Annotated in this window: 16 protein-coding genes; 15 read left to right on the forward strand and 1 reads right to left on the reverse strand. The window is 27.4% G+C overall.

Annotated elements, in window-relative coordinates:
* Positions 1-5 precede the first annotated feature (5 nt).
* Complete coding sequence (locus CKV72_RS00620) at positions 6-1,022, forward strand: CotS family spore coat protein (protein WP_089866678.1); 1,017 nt, start codon at positions 6-8, stop codon at positions 1,020-1,022.
* A 39-nt stretch (positions 1,023-1,061) separates the two neighbouring features.
* Here the strand turns inward: CKV72_RS00620 and CKV72_RS00625 are convergent, their stop codons facing one another.
* On the reverse strand, positions 1,062-2,216 hold the full coding sequence (locus tag CKV72_RS00625; RefSeq protein ID WP_095177192.1) for a glycosyltransferase family 4 protein: 1,155 nt from the start codon (positions 2,214-2,216) through the stop codon (positions 1,062-1,064).
* Positions 2,217-2,354: 138 nt separating this feature from the next.
* On the opposite strand from CKV72_RS00625, the gene CKV72_RS00630 reads away from it, so the two are divergent.
* The 14 genes from CKV72_RS00630 (at position 2,355) to spoIIR (ending at position 19,896) form a co-directional block, all read left to right on the forward strand.
* Positions 2,355-3,359 carry a CotS family spore coat protein gene (locus tag CKV72_RS00630; protein ID WP_089866674.1) on the forward strand — a complete coding sequence of 335 codons (1,005 nt, stop codon included), beginning with the start codon at positions 2,355-2,357 and terminating at the stop codon, positions 3,357-3,359.
* Positions 3,360-3,565: 206 nt separating this feature from the next.
* Positions 3,566-4,393, forward strand: a complete 828-nt coding sequence (locus CKV72_RS00635) for a PRD domain-containing protein (RefSeq protein WP_089866671.1) — start codon at positions 3,566-3,568, stop codon at positions 4,391-4,393.
* A gap of 102 nt (positions 4,394-4,495) precedes the next feature.
* The gene (locus CKV72_RS00640) at positions 4,496-6,502 is read left to right on the forward strand and encodes a glucose PTS transporter subunit IIA (protein WP_089866670.1); all 2,007 of its coding nucleotides are present in this window, start codon (positions 4,496-4,498) and stop codon (positions 6,500-6,502) included.
* Between the two features lie 103 nt (positions 6,503-6,605).
* Entirely contained in the window at positions 6,606-7,493 is an 888-nt protein-coding gene (gene yabG, locus CKV72_RS00645; RefSeq protein ID WP_089866667.1) for a sporulation peptidase YabG, read from the forward strand.
* Between the two features lie 982 nt (positions 7,494-8,475).
* A complete protein-coding gene (locus tag CKV72_RS00650; RefSeq protein WP_035111179.1) occupies positions 8,476-8,709 on the forward strand; it encodes a Veg family protein in 234 nt (77 codons plus the stop codon).
* A 354-nt stretch (positions 8,710-9,063) separates the two neighbouring features.
* A complete protein-coding gene (locus tag CKV72_RS00655; protein ID WP_089866132.1) occupies positions 9,064-10,626 on the forward strand; it encodes a DUF3794 and LysM peptidoglycan-binding domain-containing protein in 1,563 nt (520 codons plus the stop codon).
* Positions 10,627-10,737: 111 nt separating this feature from the next.
* Positions 10,738-11,535, forward strand: coding sequence for a cyanophycinase (locus CKV72_RS00660; protein WP_089866130.1), 798 nt, complete (start codon positions 10,738-10,740; stop codon positions 11,533-11,535).
* Between the two features lie 3 nt (positions 11,536-11,538).
* Positions 11,539-14,163, forward strand: coding sequence for a cyanophycin synthetase (gene cphA / locus CKV72_RS00665; protein ID WP_089866127.1), 2,625 nt, complete (start codon positions 11,539-11,541; stop codon positions 14,161-14,163).
* An 83-nt stretch (positions 14,164-14,246) separates the two neighbouring features.
* The gene (ispE, locus tag CKV72_RS00670; protein WP_089866124.1) at positions 14,247-15,089 is read left to right on the forward strand and encodes a 4-(cytidine 5'-diphospho)-2-C-methyl-D-erythritol kinase; all 843 of its coding nucleotides are present in this window, start codon (positions 14,247-14,249) and stop codon (positions 15,087-15,089) included.
* Positions 15,090-15,196: 107 nt separating this feature from the next.
* Positions 15,197-15,397, forward strand: a complete 201-nt coding sequence (locus CKV72_RS00675) for a CLC_0170 family protein (protein ID WP_089866122.1) — start codon at positions 15,197-15,199, stop codon at positions 15,395-15,397.
* A 14-nt stretch (positions 15,398-15,411) separates the two neighbouring features.
* Positions 15,412-16,884 (forward strand): spore germination protein, encoded by a 1,473-nt coding sequence (locus CKV72_RS00680; protein WP_095177193.1) that lies wholly within the window; start codon positions 15,412-15,414, stop codon positions 16,882-16,884.
* A 15-nt stretch (positions 16,885-16,899) separates the two neighbouring features.
* Complete coding sequence (locus CKV72_RS00685) at positions 16,900-18,009, forward strand: GerAB/ArcD/ProY family transporter (protein ID WP_089866115.1); 1,110 nt, start codon at positions 16,900-16,902, stop codon at positions 18,007-18,009.
* Positions 18,002-19,186, forward strand: coding sequence for a Ger(x)C family spore germination protein (locus CKV72_RS00690; protein WP_157726513.1), 1,185 nt, complete (start codon positions 18,002-18,004; stop codon positions 19,184-19,186). Before CKV72_RS00685 ends, CKV72_RS00690 begins: the two co-directional genes overlap by 8 nt.
* Positions 19,187-19,266: 80 nt before the next feature.
* Complete coding sequence (gene spoIIR / locus CKV72_RS00695) at positions 19,267-19,896, forward strand: stage II sporulation protein R (protein WP_202192261.1); 630 nt, start codon at positions 19,267-19,269, stop codon at positions 19,894-19,896.
* Positions 19,897-19,902 lie beyond the last annotated feature (6 nt).

The following is a 19,902-nucleotide window of genomic DNA, read 5'->3' on the forward strand; positions in this document are numbered from 1 at the left end:
GTGGAATGAAGGGGATATATTCTAATAGAAATTACTTAGCACAATATGATTTAGAATCTACATTATTTGAGAATTTTAATGTAAAGCCTAAGGAAGTTTTGCCTTTAAGAAGTGTTTTTATGATAACAGATGAAATAGGACAAAAAATTTTAAAAAAGGTAGATTATACTTTAGAAGAATTAAAATTTATAGAACAGGGTTTGAAATATGTAAATAGAAGTTTTGATAGAACAATGAATTTTTTAAATACTAGGGATAATAAACCATATGTTATTTGGAATGGCTCTATATATTGCATGATGGATTTAGTAGAAGGTAGAGAAAGTGATTATAGTAATCCTATGGATCTAATTATAGCTACAGAAGCTTTAGCAGAATTACATTGTGCAGGAAAAGGATTTTATAGCCATATAAAGTCTAAAAATAATATAGGAAATATTATTAGAAATTTTAGAAGAAGAGAAAAAGAAATGAATTTGTTTAAAGAATTGAGCTTAATTTATAGCAAAAAAAGCAAATTTAATAACATAGTTAGTGACAATGTGGACTTTTTTATAGAGCAAATAAAAAAGAGCATAAAAATACTAGAAAACTCATGCTATTATAAATTATGTAGTATAGAGGAGAAAAGGGTGTTTTGCCATCATGATTTAGCTTATCATAATATTATAATTAATAATGATAAAGGCTACTTTGTAGATTTTGATTACGCTATAGTAGATTTAAGGGTACATGATTTATGTAATTTTATAACTAAATGGGTAAAGAGCTCTGCTTACGATGTAGAAAAATGCTCTAAGATATTAGAAGTATACAATAAAATTAACCCTCTAAATAGCAAGGAAATAGAGGTTTTATATGGTATGCTTACTTTCCCACAAGAGATATATAATATAGTAAAAGATTATTACACTAACAATAAAGACTGGTCGGAAAAAGATTCTGTGGATAAATTAAAAAAGAAAGTTGAATTAGAAGAATTTAAAAAAGATTTTTTAAAAGATTTTAAAGGACTAATATAATAAAAAAATGTATCTAAAAGGTAATTTTTAAATTACCTTTTAGATACATTTTATTTTGTTCATATGACTATTATTTATAATATCAGAGTATGCATTTATAGTATTAATAGCTGTTTTTTCCCAAGTAAGTTCTGAAGCTCTTTTAAGTCCCTTTTTTATCAAAGAGTTTTTTAAATTGTTATCTAATAAAACTTCGTACATAGAATCACAAAGATCGTCTATATTATATGGATCTATTAATAAAGCAGAATCCAATACTACTTCAGGAATAGATGTAGTATTAGAAGTTATAACAGGGCAATTACATGCCATAGCTTCTACAGGTGGTAATCCAAAGCCTTCATAAAAAGAAGGATATACAAAAAGTTCACAAGCACTATAAAAATAAGGTAGGTGCTCTAATTCTATAAAACCTGAGAATATAACTTTATCAGATATCTGTAATTCTTCACATCTTTTTTTATACAATGCATAAGATTTTCCTTTTTTACCTGCTATAATTAATTTTATATCTTTTTTATAAGAGCATATAAGCTTACTAAAAGCTTCAATAAGTCCAATTATGTTTTTCCTAGGACTAAATCCACCTACGTATAATATAAAATCATCTTCAATAGAATAATGTTTTTTTATGAGTAATTTACTTAGCTGTTTATCTTTAGGTTTATATATATCTTCACTTGCTAAATGAGTTACAAAAATTTTATCTTCTGGAAAGTTAAAAGCCTTTATTATATCTTGTTTTGAAAAATTAGAAACTGTTATTATTCCATCACATAAAGATACTATTTTAGGTAGAGTTTCATTGAAAATTTTTCTATAATTGTCACTTGTAGTTTCAGGCATTCTATATGGAATAACATCGTGTAAAGTTATTATAAAAGAACAAGTTTTTTCTAAAGGCAATCCTATACCATTTTGGGGAACATGATAAAGCTGCAAATCCTCTCCTTGTAATGGATTACATATATTCACACCATCCCAAAAATTATTGCTTTGACTTTGTGAGGATATTTTAGATATAGAGAAATTATTATTAAATTTTATGGAGTTACTGCATTGGGATGGCATAAATATTGTGTATTTATTGACTTTGTCAATGTTATTAATATTATTTATTAGTTGATAAGTATAAGTACCAATACCTGTCCCCCTATACCATTTTGAAGCTCTTCCATCTATACCAATTTTCATATTCTAGAGTTCCTTTCTTAGAAATAATTATATTTCATTATATTAATATGATACATAAAGTGTTAATAATATAAATTTTAGTTATTGTTCTTCTAAAATTTATAAAGAACACATATAGATTATAGAGAGGTGATTACTGTGATGAGGGAATTTGAAATAGAAAGACAGTTTGATATTAAAATTGAAAAACTTAAACCTAATAAGGGAGTGTATTTTCTAAAAACCAATGAAGGACCAAGATGTTTAAAAAAAATTAATTATGGTATTCAAAAATTACTATTTGTTTATGGTGCTAAAGAACATCTTGTAGAGAATGGATTTTCAAGAGTTGATAGATATTATATGAATATTTATGGAGAACCCTTTGCAATTGTAAATGAAGATATTTATACATTATCCGAGTGGATAGATGGAAGAGAGGCAGATTTTAAAGATAAAGAAGATGTAGCTAATTCAGCTAAAAGTCTAGCATATATGCATATAGCCTCTAAAGGGTATGAACCTCCAGAAAACAGTAAATTAAAAACGGATCTTTGGAGATGGCCAAGTCTTATGAATAAAAGAGTTAAAGCATTAGAAAAAATGCGACACATGGCTAGAAAGAGAAGTAATAAAAACGAATTTGAAATGAACTATATAAAAAATGTTCAATTTTATAGGGATTTAGGAAGAAGAGCTATAAACGTTTTAGAAAGTTCAGCCTATGAAGATTTATGCAAAATATCTGAAGAGGATAAAAACTTTTGCCATCATGATTATACCTATCACAATATAATAATAGATGATGACAATGATATAAATGTAATAGATTTTGATTATTGCAAAAGGGAGATAAGAGCATATGATGTATCTTCATTTATGATAAAAGTATTAAAAAGAGTAGATTGGGATATAGAATATGCTAAGTTAATACTGGAATCATATAATAAAGTATATCCACTAAAGGAAGAAGAATATAGAGTCTTATTTGCATTTTTGTTATTTCCACAAAGATTTTGGAGGTTATCTAATAGATATTTTTATAATGAAACCAATTGGGCTACAAGGTCTTTTGACAAAAAAATGAATAGATTAATAGAAGAACAAGATAATTATATGAAGTTTATAGAAAATTTCAAAGATGCATATGATCAGAAAGAATAAATATTTATTATATGTCTTATATAAAACCCATGTAGAAATACTTTTACGTGGGTTTTATGTTTATTTAATACCTTATGAATATTTATTAATTTATTTATTATTACAAAAATAAATATTGACTTTTATTAAAGTTTTGATATCCTTTATGTTAAGTTCAAGTTTTAATTAATAAAATTTATGTCTTATTAGTTTTATGGGGTGTAGAGATGGAATGTTATATATTAACTAAGGTATTAAATAATAATGTAGTAATTGCCAGAAGGCATAAAAAACAATATGTATTAACAGGTAAAGGCATTGGGTTTAATTATTCAAAAGGAGAGAAGATTCCCAATGATAAAGTAGAAAATGTATTTGTTAAACAAGAAAATGCCATAGGAGATAATTATGATAAGATATTAAATACAGTAGAAAAAAGTATAATAGGTATTTCAGAAGAAGTAATATCATTTTGGGAAAAAGTACTTAACGTAAAATTAAATGAAGCTATCCATGTATCTTTACCAGATCATATAAGTTTTGCTATTAAAAGATTAAAAGAAGGTATAGATATAAAAAATCCATTTTTAAGTGAGTTTATAGTTTTATACCCTAAAGAATATGAAGCAGCAAGAAAAGCTTTAGAGATGATAAATACAAGATTGAAGGTACATTTACCAAAAGATGAAATAGGATTTCTTTGTTTACATATAAAAGCTGCATCTTCCAATGAAAATTTAGGAAATTCAATTAAGTATGCAGAAAAAATAGGGGAGGTTATGAATTTTATATTTCTTATATTAAAAAAAGAAATAGATAAAGATTCTTTACAATATGCAAGGACCCTAACACATATAAATTTTATGATACAAAGAGTAAAAGAAGGCAAAACTGTTAAAAACTATTTACTTGACAGTATAAAAAAAGAACTATATAATGAATACAATATAGCAATAAAAGTTGCTTTAAAAATTGAAAACCTTTTTAATATAAGTGTACCAGAAGATGAAATAGGTTATATTGCTCTTCATCTTAGTAGACTTAAGAATGTATAAGTAGTGTTACTATTGAATTAGGCACGAGCTTAAAAGAGTTGAATTATCGACTTTTTAGCTCGTGTTTTTTATTTTTAAAAAATTAACAAGGGAGGAATATAAATGAAAAAGCTATTTAGTATTTTACAGAAAATAGGTAAATCTTTGATGCTTCCAGTATCAGTATTGCCTGCTGCGGGAATACTTTTAAGATTAGGACAACCAGATCTTTTAAATATGCCTTATGTAGCTACGGCTGGAGATGCTATATTTGCAAATCTTCCAATGATATTTGCAGTGGGTGTGGCTATTGGGTTTTCGGGAGGGGAAGCAACAGCAGCATTAGCAGCAGTAGTAGGACAATTTATTTTACAAGGAATATTAGAAGTAGCAGGAGATAACTTTGCTCAAGTTGCAGCAGAACAGATATCAAAGGCTCAAGGTATAGCTTTAGATGTATTTAAAAATTCAGCAGAATATGCTGAGATAGTTAGATTAAATAAAATAAATATGGGTGTATTCGGAGGTATAATCATAGGACTGACAGCTGCAATTTTATATAATAAGTATCATAATATAAAATTACCACAAGCTTTGGGATTTTTTGCTGGAAAAAGATTCGTACCTATAGTTACATCAATTGCATCATTAATTATTGCAGTTATTGGTGTTAAGGTTTGGCCAGAATTACAAAAGGGAATAGACGCATTTGCACAATGGGCTAGTATATCCCCCTATGGACCAGCTCTTTATGCTTCAGGTAAAAGGTTACTTATACCTGTAGGACTTCATCACGTGTATTATCCACCATTTTTATATCAATTTGGCGAATATATATCAGACGGAGTATCTTATTTAGGAGATTTTGCAAGATTTTATCATGGAGACCCCAATGCAGGTATATTTATGGCGTCAGAATATCCTAATATAATGTTTGGACTGCCAGGAGCAGCTTTAGCCATGGTACTTACTGCTAAAAAAGAAAACAGAAAAGCTGTAGCGGGAATGATGGGATCAGCTGCATTAGTTGCTTTTGTCACTGGGATAACAGAGCCAATTGAGTTCTCTTTTATATTTGTTGCACCAATATTATTTGTATTTCATGTTTTTGCAGCTTTTTTAGGTGGATTAGCAACAAAAATTTTAGGTGTAAGATTAGGATATACATTTTCAGCTTCTGCAATAGATTATGCATTAGGCTTTAAATTTGCAGGTAATCCTTTATTAATTTGGCCTTTAGGGATAGCATTTTTTGCATTATATTTTGTAGTGTTTTATTTTGTAATAAAGAAGTTCGATATTGCAACCCCTGGTAGAGAAAAAGGTGAAGAAGCTAAGCAAGTTGTAATTGATAATTTGGATAAGAATAATAGAGCAAGTAAGATTTTAGAAGCTTTAGGAGGAGAAGGTAATATAAAAGAATTAGATGCTTGTATGACAAGGCTTAGATTAAATTTAGTAGATCCTTCAAAGGTAAATAAGAGTACCCTTAAGGCTTTAGGATCAGCTGGAGTAATGGAGGCTGGAAATAGTGTTCAAGTAATCTTTGGAACAGAAGCAGAAAGAATAAAAGATGAGATTAAAAATATTATTAATAATTCATATGAAGCTTTCGAAGAAAAAGAAAATTATAATATAAAAGAAGATTTACAAGCTGAGGTTAAAGAAAATAATATAAAAGAAGAAATTATTTTAACACCAATAGAAGGTGAAGTAGTGGAGCTAGAAAAAGTTCCAGATGAAGTTTTTTCTCAGAAAATGTTAGGTGATGGTTTTGCTGTAAAAATAAAGGATGATAAAATTTATGCACCTATAGAAGGAGAAATATCTGTGTTATTTCCAACAAAACATGCTATTGCAATAACTACAAATAGTGGTTTGGAAATATTAATACATGTAGGAATAGATACTGTTGAACTTCAAGGAGAAGGCTTTATTTCTCATGTTAAGCAGGGGGATATAGTTAAAAAAGGAGATTTACTATTAAGTGTGGATAAGGATTTTATAAAAAATAAAGGAAAAAGTTTAATAACTCCTGTTATAGTTACTAATATGGAAAAAGTACAGTCATTAAAAATATTTACAGGAGAAAACACAAATAAAAAGGCTGCTATTGTAAAATTAAAATAATTATTAGGGTTGCTACTTATTAAGTAGCAACCTTTTTGTAGCATCTAATATTTTAAATCATATTATAGATATATAATTAAAATATTATTTAGGATGTGCGTATATGAATATAGGAGATATAGTAGTAAGAAAATCTTACGGAAAAGATATAACTTTTAAAATAATAGATATACAAAAGGGCAAAAAAGGAAATTTATATAAATTAAAAGGTGTAAATTTAAGAATTATAGCAGATTCATTAGAAAATGACCTAGAATTGGTAAAAGAAGAAAATACTAAGTATGAAAAGGTGTTTGATGAAAGAATAAATAATTCAATAAAAAATATTTTAATGAATAGAGGAGACGAAATTAGTGTATCAAAGTATACTAGATCCTCAAATAAAACAGTAAGAGCCACAAAATCAGAAAAAAATGTGGGGTTGGCCTTTGGAAGGCCTGGGAAAATACTACATGTAGATGGAGATGCAGAATATTTGGATGTATGCATGAAAGTATACAAACAGTTAAAATTAGATGTAGTTGGAGCTGTTATAGCCGAAAGAGAGCAACCAGAAAAAGTTTTAAATATAGTAAAAAGTGTAAAGCCAGATATTGTTATAATAACTGGACATGATGCAGTACTAAAGAATACCAGGAATTATATGAATTTAGATAGCTACAAGAATTCTAAATACTTCATAAAAACTGTAAAAGTGCTTAGAGACTATGAACCAGGATATGACAATTTAGTTATATTCGCTGGAGCATGTCAATCTTATTATGAAGCAATACTAGATGCTGGTGCCAATTTTGCTAGTGCACCTAATAGAGTTCTTATACATTGTTTAGATCCAGTTTTTTTATGTGAGAAAATAGCCTACAGTAATATAGATAAAGTTGTATCCATACAAGAAGCATTAGAAAATACAATAACAGGGGCCAATGGCATAGGGGGACTTCAAACAAGAGGAAAGTATAGAGAAGGATTTCCTAAATCACTATATTCTTAAAATAAAAAAATTACGATGTAATTTTTTTAACAGAGGACAGAGGACAATTGACATAGGACAATGAAGGAAGATTTTCTTCCGCCTTGCTACAGAAAATCTTTAATTTTATAATATAATTGAAAATTGAAAGTTGAAAATTGAAAATGATAGATATTTTTTCTTCATTGTCATTACGAAAAAATTTTAATTTTATAAAACCTGATGAGATTTAAAATAAATTAATCTTTATATAATAATTTATTTTAATTATTTGCTATTAATCTAGCGACTGTGTCGCAAGCCGATAGGCTGCCGTTGATTAATGAATAATGAACAGGGAACAATGAATAATTATTGAGGATTTTTTCACTTTGTTACAAAAAATCTTTGATTATATGAACTTTTATATGAGCTAAAGCGATGTTTAGCTTTGCTAAACGAGCCATCAATAAAAATGTCAATTTAGATATAATTGAAAATGGAAATTGGAGAATGGAGAATTACGGATATTTTAGATTTGTCTAATATAAAAAAGGTTTAGCTTTAGCTAAACCTAAAGATCTTATAAAATTAAAAACTTTTCGTAATGTTAATGGAGAAAAGTTGTCAATCATTTTCCACTTTCCATTCTCCATTTTCAATTATAACTAATAAGATTAAAGATTTTCTGACGTAAGGAAGAAAATCTTCCTTCATTGTCCTATGTCAATTGTCCTCTGTCCTCTGTCAATTGTCCTCTATAAAAATTTTATGACGCAAAATTTTTATTTTACGAGGTGTGTTATATTAACGATAAGAAAAAAATGAATAAACACCCTTGTATTAGGTAATAATAAGTTAAGAAGAAAAAAACTTAAGAATTTGATGTATACGTTTAAATATTTGTCAAATTTAAGTTATATATATATTGACAAATTGTTAATTTAGATATAAAATAAATAGTTTATTGACTTTTTGAAGAGTTTGATATATAATAGATATAAGAGGAAAGAGGGTGTTTGTTTTGAGAAGAGTTAACGTTCTGGCAGACATCAGGAAAGACATAGAAGAGAATGTAGGAAAAACTGTTACTTTAAAAGCCAATGGAGGAAGAAGAAAAACCTTTGTGAGTACTGGAGTAATAGAGAAAACTTATCCCAGTATTTTTTTAGTTAGATTAGATGATGAAAATCAAAGGGCTGTAACTTACAGTTATTCAGACGTTCTAACAAAAACAGTACAGTTAGTATATGCCTGATAAGCAGTACCATTAATGGTACTGCTTTTTTCATATTTTATTTAAGATAAATACAAAAAATAAAAAGAAAGATGGTGGGGGCCATCTTTCAACTATGGTATAAAAGGGTATTGAGAATTTATGAGAGGTTATATGGTCAACAACCATAATATATAATAAAACAAAACATTACTTATGTCAACAATTTATATGGTGAAAAAACCTCTACTTAAACTTAAAGATGTTGAAAATTGATGAAATATGTTGAGTGCTTATAAATTTATTATGTATAAATAAATTTAAAGATTAATCATATTTTCAATAATATAAATATATACATTATATAGTAGGTTTAAGTTAGGAGGGAATTAAATTATGGCTATAGATGTTATTAAAGAAAGCATAGAATGTGAACAGCTTTTAGGAGAGAATTTTTCTGATAACATTATAAAAGCAGAATATGTTATACCAGATACTCATCCAGATGTTATTAAAATATTAACAGTAGAAGTAAGACCAAAAGTTAACAATAAAGAAGTAATGAAAGATAAAGTGTATCTAGAAGGAGATCTTGAATATAATGTGATCTATCTTGCTAAAGAGGAAGAGACCATGAATGTATTTAATGTTAGCTATACAGGTGATTTTTCAAATTATGTAGAGGTTAAAGGTGCAGACTATGGCATGGATTGTGAGTGTGAAGCTTATGTTGAACATATGGATTGTAATATAATAAATGAAAGAAAAATTGGAATAGAGGGCGTTGTAAAATTAAAGGCTGAAGTTTATAAAAAATATAATTTTGAAATAATAAAGGATGTAGAGGAATCAGAAGACATACAGATGCTTAAAAACCCCATGGAAATAGATAAGATTGTAAATAGCATAGAAACAGACATAATAGGTAAAGGAGTTATAGAAGTACCTAATAATTATCCAGAAGTAGATAATATATTAAATTGGAATATAAATATACAAGACAGAGTAGTAAATGTATATGATGATAAGGTATCTATCGAAGGAAAAGCAATAATAAATTTAATATATAAGGGAAAAGATACAAGAGATGTATTTGCAATGGAAAAAATTATAGATTTTGATAAAGATTTAGATGTGGAAAATGCAGCGCCTTTTATGAGGAATTATTCAGATTTTTACGTAGAAGGATTAGAAGTTGATATAAAAGATAATGATATAGGAGAAAAAAGAGTTATTGATTTAGAAACCCTTGTAAAAGTAAATATAAAACTTGTTTACAAAGAAGATATGAATATAATAGAAGATGCCTATTCACCTTCTATATTCATGGAAATGAAAAAAGAAAGTTATGAATTAAATGTAACTCATGGAGAGGGACAAGAAGAGATAATTGTTAAAGATGATATAGAGATAGAGGATAGTGACTTAAGACCTAAAGAAATACTTAGTTGTATTGGGAATACATCTATAACAGATAAAAGAATAGTAGAAGATAAAGTTATTATTGATGGGGTTCTTAATGTAAATGTCCTATACAAAACAAATAATAAAGATAATTATATAGAAAGTGTTTCAGAAGAAATACCTTTTAGTTGTACGGTAGATATTCCTGGATCTAAGATTCAGATGGAAAGTGTAGCTAAATGTATTTTAGATAGTATAGAAGCTAATATAGAGGGTGGAAATATAGCAATAAGGGCTATAGTAAAGGGATATGCAAAGGTTAATTATATTTCTAATAAAGAATTTTTGGTAGATATAGAATGTATAGAAGGAGAGCTTCCTAAGAAGAAAGCTAGTATTACAATATATGTAGTACAAAATGGTGATACATTGTGGAAGATAGCTAAACGATATTATACAACTATTGAGAATATAATAAATATAAACGAATTAGAGAATCCTGATACTATAAAACCAGGTGATAAATTAATAATCCCAGGAAGAGCATATATTTAATATAGTTAAAAAGTCTGTAGTTAAAAAGCTACAGACTTTTTATTTATCATTCATGTATAAATATGATAAATGTGGTAAAAATAAAAGATATCTGTAAAAGAGGTGTTTTTTATGGAAGAAAAATTATATGGAAATTTAATAATAATAGGTGGAGCAGAAGATAAAAAAAGAGATAAATTTATATTAAAGGAAATAAGCAATTATATAAAAAATGACAAAAATCATTTAGTTATAGCAGCTATAGCATCAGAAATACCAGAAGAGCTTGGCACAGAATATAAAAATATTTTTGAAGAATTAGGTATAGGTAAGGTATCTATACTTGAAGTAAAAGAGAGAAAGGATGCTTTAAAACTAGAAAATATAAACCTTATAAATAGTGCAACAGCAGTATTTTTTACTGGTGGAGATCAGCTAAGGATAACTAGTATGATAGGTGGAACTCCTCTGTATAAAGCAATTCACAAAAGTTATAAAAATGGATGTATATATATAGGAACATCAGCAGGAGCATCTGTAATGAGTGATACTATGATTGTAAGTGGACTTAATGATGAATCACCAAGAAAATATACTATTAAAATGGCACCAGGGTTAGGGCTTATTAAAGATGTAATAATTGATCAGCATTTTGCTCAGAGAGGTAGAATAGGTAGATTACTTACTGCCATAGCTCAAAATCCCCAAATTATAGGTATAGGAATAGATGAGGATACAGCTATCATAGTAAATGATAAAGCAAAATTTAGGGTAATAGGTTCAGGAGCGGTATATATACTAGATGGGAGTGAAATAACTAAAAGTGATGTATCAGAACAAAAACCAGAGGAGGTTTTATCTATATTTAATATAAGAATGCATGTATTAAAAAAAGATGATAAATTCGATTTGAGTAGGAGGATACTTTAAGCAATGAAAGCATTAAATTATAAATATTTTTCAGGCAGAAATATATATTCCCATAGACCTTGTATAAAGATGGAAGTTGATTTAGAAGGATTTAAAGATATACCAAGTAAGGATATATGTGGATTTAATGATAAAATATTAGAACTGTTACCAGGATTAAAAAAACATAGATGTGGAATAGACGAAGATATGGGATTTGTAAAAAGACTAGAAGAAGGAACTTTTTTAGCACATATATGTGAGCATATAATAATAGAATTACAAAATATATTGGGAATAGAGGTGAGCTATGGAAAAGCTAGAGAGATAGAAGGAGATAATTATTATATAGTATATGAATGTAAATATAAGAACACAGCTATAGAAGCAGGAAATATAGCTATAAAAATAATAAATTCTATAATAACCAAAAATGAACTTAGATTAGAATCAGAATTAAATAAACTCAACAATATATTTAATAGAGAAAAGCTAGGGCCTAGTACATATTCTATTGTAAACGCAGCTAAAAAAAATAATATACCATTTATAAGAATAGGAGAAAAAAGCATATTTCAATTAGGATATGGAAAGACTTCTAAAATTATAGAAGCTACTATAGGAAATGATACAAAGTGTATATCTGTAGATATAGCATGCGATAAATACCTAACCAAGGAAATTTTAAAAAATCAATGTATAGCTACGCCATTAGGAGGAATTATAAACAACCCTATGGATATGCTTATAAAAGCAAATAAAATAGGCTATCCTGTAGTTATAAAACCTAGGTATGGGAATCAGGGCAAGGGAGTATTTGCCAACTTAAAAAGTGAAGAAGAACTTATACATGCATATAAAATATTATCAAAAAAATATAAAGATATAATTATAGAAAAACATATAGAAGGGAAAGATTATAGAATTTGTTTGGTAGATTATAAGGTGGTAGCTGCTTCAGAAAGGATACCTCCATATATAATAGGAGATGGCAAAAGCACAATAAAAGATCTTGTGCAGGAATTAAATAAGGACCCAAAAAGAGGAGAGGGACATGAAAAACCTTTAACTAGAATAAAAATAGATTTAAATCTCATTAATAATATTAGCAAAATGGGATTTAACATAAATTCTGTGCCTAAAAAAGGTGAAAGAGTATTTTTAAGAGAAAATGCTAATTTATCTACTGGAGGAATTGCTATTGATTGTACGGATTTAATATGCGATAAAAACATTAAAGTTTTTGAAAGAGCCTCTAAAGCAATAGGTTTGGATATTTGCGGTATAGATGTTTGCTGCACTGATATATCTAAACCCATTGATGGTGCAATTATTGAAATTAATGCAGCACCAGGTATAAGGATGCATGAATTTCCTTATAGAGGTAAAAGAAGGGATGTATCAGGGGCTATAGTTAATATGATATTTAAAGATATAAGGCATCAGGTGCCATTAATATCTGTAACAGGAACTAATGGTAAGACTACAACAACTAGATTAATCGCTCATATTTTCCAACTAGCAGGCTATAAAACAGGATTTACTAGCACTGGAGGTATATATATAGATGGAAATATAATCGATAAAGGGGACACCACAGGTTACAATAGTGCATTAACACTACTTACTAATAAAGAGGTAGAAGCCATAGTTTTAGAGACAGCTAGAGGTGGTATTATAAAAAAAGGATTAGCTTATGATTTAGCTGATGTAGGAGTAATTACTAATATAACCTCTGATCACCTAGGACTAAATGGTATAAATACTTTAGAAGATTTGGCCTATGTTAAATCTCTTGTAGGAGAGGCAGTAAAAGATGATGGATATGTAGTGCTAAATGCAGATGATGAAATGAGTATGAAAATAATAAATAGAATAAAAAGTAATCTTATATTATTTTCTAAAGATAAAAATAATAAATTTATAAGAAAGTATCTTAATAAAGGATGTATTGCTATATATGTTCATGAAAATTCCATATACATAGAAAAAGATAATAAAATAAATTCATTAATTAGTATAGATAATATAAAAATAACATTAAAAGGAAAATTAGATTATAATATTGAAAATGCCATGGCAGCATGTGCAGTAGGTATAGCTATGGGCATTAATCCTATTTATATAAGAAAAGCTATGGAAGGTTTTAAATTAGATGAAAATTATATACCGGGAAGATTTAATGTATATAGTTTTAAAGGTAGAACAATAATTTTGGATTATGGACACAATTCAGAGGGATATAATGCGGTTATTAAGGGTGCTAAAAAATTAAAATATAATAGATTAATTGGAATAATAGGAGCACCAGGAGACAGAAATGATGAACATTTAGTCAAATTGGGAAATATAAGCGGTGAAAACTTTGATTATATATACATTAAGGAAGATAAAAATAATAGAACAAGAAAGAAGGGGGAAGTAGCAGAGTTATTAAATAAAGGTGTATTAGATGCGGGATTTAAGGAAGATAATATAAAAATTATTTTGGAAGAAGAAAAGGCGTTAAAAGAAGCTATAAATTGCAGTAAAGAAGGAGATTTAATTATTATGTTCTTTGAAGAATTTGAACCACTTTTAAATATAGTAAAAAAAGAGATTAGGGATGAAAAGAATAAACAAAATTCATCTAAAGAAGCATTGGCATAAACATATACTTGAGATAGATCAATAAAAAGTATTATACTTAATAAAGAAATAGAAAATACTTTTTATTGAATTTGGAGGGTAAAATGAAAATAAAAGCCTATGCAAAGATTAATTTATCATTAGATGTAGTTGGTGTAAGAGAAGATGGATATCATCTTTTAGAAATGGTTATGCAAACTATTGATTTATATGATACAGTACATCTAAATATTAAAAATAATGGGATAAAAATTAACAGTAATAATTTAAATATACCTTTAGATAACAGAAATTTAGCATATAAAGCAGCTAAGATATTTAAGGACACTTTTAATATAAAAGAGGGAGCAGATATATACATAGAAAAAAATATACCTATAGAAGCAGGATTGGCAGGGGGAAGTAGTGATGCAGCGGCAGTTTTGAGAGGGTTGAGAGATATATTTCTTCCTAATTTAAGTAATGAAGAACTTGCTAAAATAGGAGTGAAGATAGGTGCAGATGTACCTTATTGTATTTATGGAGGAACTGCACTTTGTGAAGGAATAGGAGAAAAAATAACTCAACTTAATTCTTTTAAGGATCAATATTTAGTATTAGTTAAACCTGATTTTGGAATAAGTACTAAAGATGTTTATAATAGTATAGATAAAAAACAAATAATAAATCATCCCAATACCAAGGAAATTGTAAGAGCTGTAAATGAAAATAATTTGAAGATGTTATGTGATAACATGATAAATGTATTGGAAATAGTAACTTTAGATGAAATAGATGATTTAAAATCAATAAAAGAAGCATTATTAAAATATGGAGCTATGGGAGTACAAATGACAGGAAGTGGCCCTACTATATTTGGTTTTTTCTCTTGTGAAGATGCTGCTAAAGAATGTTACGAGAAAATAAAAACCAGATATAGCGAAGTGTATATAAATAAAACAATATAAATTATGTAATAAAAAAGCTATGTTTTCTTTACATAGCTTTTTTATTGTATAAAATATGTGGAAATTTCAAAACATATATAAGAGTTTATATGTAAAGGGGAGATTATGTGGATATTATAAGGTTATTTAATATATACTTTGTGATTCTATCGTTAATACAAGGATTTTTACTTTTAACAATTGACTATAATAGCTTCAAAGAGAAGGGGCTGATAAAGACTTCAAAGAAGTGTAGAAGAATAGCCTTTACAATGATAATTTTAAGTATAGTTTTATATGTAGGAAATAAAATATTTTATAAATATTAAAAGGAGGTGTAATTATGGTAACTCACATAAAAGATGAGATAAATAAAGAGTTAGAAGAAAACTTAAGTTATTTGAAAAAGATTTTTGAAGATAATTCAGATGTAATATTTAGGGAATTTTATATAGGGGAAATTAAAAGTTTGATTATATATATAGATGGTATGGCAGATAAAAATTTATTAAATGATTTTGTGTTGGAAAATTTAATGGACAGAGATAGGTCATTGAAAGAAGGTGACTTTAATAAAGAAACATTAAAAAATAAATTTCTAACAGTATCTGATTTAAATGAAATAGATAGCCTTAAAAAAGGTATAGACTCTATGCTATCTGGAGATACTCTTATGCTAGTAAATGGTTTAGATATTGCCTATGTATTATCTACAAGATTTTGGCCGACAAGGGGGGTAACAGAACCATCAGGAGAAACTGTATTAAGGGGATCTAGGGATGGATTTACAGAAACTATAAGATTTAATACGGCATTAGTTAGAAGAAGGATACGAGATACAGAATTGAAAATAGTACCTAAGAGTTTAGGAACTAGGTCAAAGACAGATATAGCAATTATGTATATAAGTGATATAGCCAATGAAGGAATAGTAGAGGAAGTTTTTAAAAGATTAGACAAAATAGATATTGATGCAATTTTAGATAGTGGATATATAGAACAATTAATAGAAGATAATCAATGGTCAATTTTCCCACAAACACAAAGTACAGAAAAGCCAGATGTGGTAGCTGCAAGTTTGTATGAAGGAAGGGTAGCTATATTAGTAGATAACTCCCCTTTTGCTATTATTGTTCCAGCAACATTGCCTAGTTTATTTCAATCTCCAGATGATTATTATCAAAGATGGATATATGGATCTATATTAAGGATATTAAGGATAATTTCTCTTTTTTTATCTGTGTTATTACCTTCATTGTATGTGGCCACAACATCTTTTCATACATCCATAATACCCACAAGATTAGCTTATTTTATAGCATCTTCTAGAGAAGGAGTACCATTTCCAGCATTTGTAGAAGCTATAATAATGGAAATAAGTTTAGCGTTACTGATGGAATCGGTAGTAAGACTACCAAAGGCTATAGGGGCAACTATAGGCATAGTGGGAGGACTTATAATAGGGCAAGCAGCAGTTAGTGCAGGCATAGTAAGTCCAATAATGATAATAATAGTGTCATTAACAGCAATCACTAGTTTTACAACTCCTAATTATGAGATGAACTCGGCATTTAGAATAGTAAGATTCATTTTAATAATACTTGCGTCTATTATGGGGTTATATGGAATAGTCATAGGACTTATAGTTCTTTTAGTACACATGATAAAATTAAAGAGTTTTGGATTAGGGTATTTGCTTCCTATAGTGAACTCATCAAAATCGGATTTTAAAGATTTGTATGTTAGATTTCCACTAAAGTATTTTAAAAGGAGACCTCATTATTTAGATACGAAAGATAAAGTTAGGCAAAAGTAATCATTTCCAAAGAGGGTGATAAAATTGAAAGAAAAAAATATAGTATCTTCCTATGGGTTGTTTGTAACTTTAGTAGTAACAATTATAGGAGTAAATGTATTTTCTATTCCTAGAGATCTTACTACTATAGTTGGAGTAGATGGCTGGATTTCAATAATAATTGGAGGAGTTATAACATATATATCAGCATATTTAATATATAAATGTATAGAAAAGAGTGATTATAAAGATTGTTACCATATGTTTCAAGATTCCTTTGGTAAAATTATAGGAAATATTATAGGATTTAGTATTGTAATATATAGTTTATTATTTATATCTATAGCTTTAAGGACATTTACTGAAGAAATTAAAATGTACCTTTTACAAGATACTCCTACGGAATTTATATTCACAGTAATGATATTATCAGGAATATACTTAATAAGAGCTGAATTAGAGCATTTAATAAGGTTTAATGAGATTAGTTTTTGGCTTATGTTTATTCCTATTATTTTTGTTCTTTTAGTATCTATATATGATGTGGATTTTACAAATTTATTGCCTATTTTTAAAAATGAACCCTCATCATATTTTAAAGGGTCTATAAATGTTTTTTATAGATTTGGAGGAATCGGAATATTATTCATGATAATACCGATTCTAAAAAATAAAAATAAAGCACCAAAAGTTATTAAAAAGAGTATACTATTTACTTCTGTATTTTATGTTGTAATTTTTGTATTATCAATAGGTACCTTTGGAGAAGAACAGTCTAAAATGCTATTATGGCCTACTATAACTATGATAAGTTCTATAAATATACCAGGATCCTTTATACAAAAGTGGGAAGGAATAGTTATGGCTATTTGGATAATGTTTTATTATACAAGTTTTATAAATTATTATTATCTTTCTTCAGATGTATTAAAAAATATTTTGAAGTTAGATGATATAAAATTATCTTCAGCAATTTTAGTTCCTTTTATCTACATATTTGCTTTATATCCTGAAAATATAGCTCAATTAGGTGAAAAAACTCAAAAACTTATTCCAACCATGTTTATAATTAACATGATAATTGTTCCTATTCTTATAATAATTGCAAGTCATGTGAAGAAAGGAGGAAAAAATAAAATTGAATAAGAAAAAGTTAATAGGAGTTTTCATAGTTATTATAAGTTTTTTTATAAGTGGATGTTGGGATAAGGTAGAAATAGATAGAAAGATATTTGTGTCTACTCTTGGTATAAACGCAGGAGAAGATATAGAAAGAAAAAAAGAAATTAAAGAAATTGAATCTAATGAACCTTTTACAGATAATTATATAAAAAAATTAAAAGTAGTATATGGATACCCAGATATAAGTGAATTAACACCTGAGAAAGGTGGAGAAGCAAGAGAAAAAAATATAACTGTGGATTCATATTCTATGGAGGATGCATACATTAAAGCTATAAGCAAAAGTAGTAGAGATATAAGCTTTGGGCATTTAAAATTACTTATTTTAAGTAAAGATCTTTTTCAATACCCTGACACTATAAAAGAAGTGGTAGACTATCTTCAAAGAGAGCCTGCCATTACTAGGGATATGCTTGTAATAGCATGTGATGGAGATGTAAAAAATTATATTGACTTTGAACCTGATACTGAAAAAAATATTCATAATTATATAGTAGGATTAATAGAAAATAGTGATAGTAATAGCAATATAATTCCTATAAATTTTAATAAATTTATGAAAGGAATGAATGAGAAGGGAAATATAATGTTACCTTTATTAACAAGAAGAAAAGATGAAAAAGGCGTAGAACTATCTAATTCATGTATTATAAAAGATTTTAAATTCCAAAATGTATTATCCTCTGCACAAACATCTGGTATTAAGCTGTTAACAGGTAAATATAAAAGAGGAAATAAGGTTATTTATAAAGAGGGGCATCCCATAGACTTACTTATAGAAAATGCAGAAAAGAAAATTAAACTAAAATCAAAAGCAGATGGAAAGTTGAATTTGGATATAAATATAAGTTTAGAGGGACAAATAAGAGGATATTATTTAGGCAAAGAATTTATAAATAAGGATAATTTAAAAGAAGTAGAAGAGAGCTTTAATGAAGCTATTAGCAAAGAACTAGAAAGATTAATAGAAACAACTCAAAAAAAATACAATGTAGATCTAATAAATATAGATGAACACTTAAAAAAATATCATCCTAATATATGGAATAAGATAAAAGATAATTGGGATGATGTATACAGAGATGTGAATATAAAAGTTAATGTAAAAACATATATAAGAAGAATAGGAGCTATAAAATAAAAAAATAATATGAATAATTTTTAAATTAATGGTAATAATAACAAATAGTTAAATATGAAATATATAAGGGGGATTATAAATTGAAAAATAAACTATTTGGTATTATTACTATTTTTATATCTATATTTTTAATATTATCGTATTGGGGACAACCTTCTAATAATTATAAAAATATACATGATATTGATAAAAAATTAATAAGATTTCATGTACTAGCTAATAGCGATTCAGAAGAAGATCAAAAATTAAAAATTAAAGTTAAAAATTCTGTGCTAGAATATATATATCCTAAACTATCAAATAGTAGAAATATAAGTGAATCTAGAAAAATTTTAATGGAAAATACTAAAGATATAAAAAAGGTAGCAGAAAATGTTATTTTAAAAAATGGATACGATTATGATTTAAAATTGGAATTAACTCATGATAATTTTCCAGTAAAAACATATGGAAACATAACTCTTCCACAAGGAAATTATGAAGCTTTTAGAATAATAATCGGAAATGGGAAAGGTAAGAATTGGTGGTGTGTTATGTTTCCACCACTATGTTTTGTAGATGTAACTAAGGGAGAAATTGCTTATGAGGAAACTGAAAAAATTATGGAAACCTATTTAGAAACTGATGATATAGAGGAAGATTTAATAAGTAATGATAAAATAAAATTTGAATTTAAAATAGTTGAAATTATAAAGGATATATTTAAATAGAAAAAA

It is taken from the genome of Clostridium cochlearium (assembly GCF_900187165.1).
GTDB classification, from domain to species: Bacteria; Bacillota; Clostridia; order Clostridiales; family Clostridiaceae; genus Clostridium_G; species Clostridium_G cochlearium.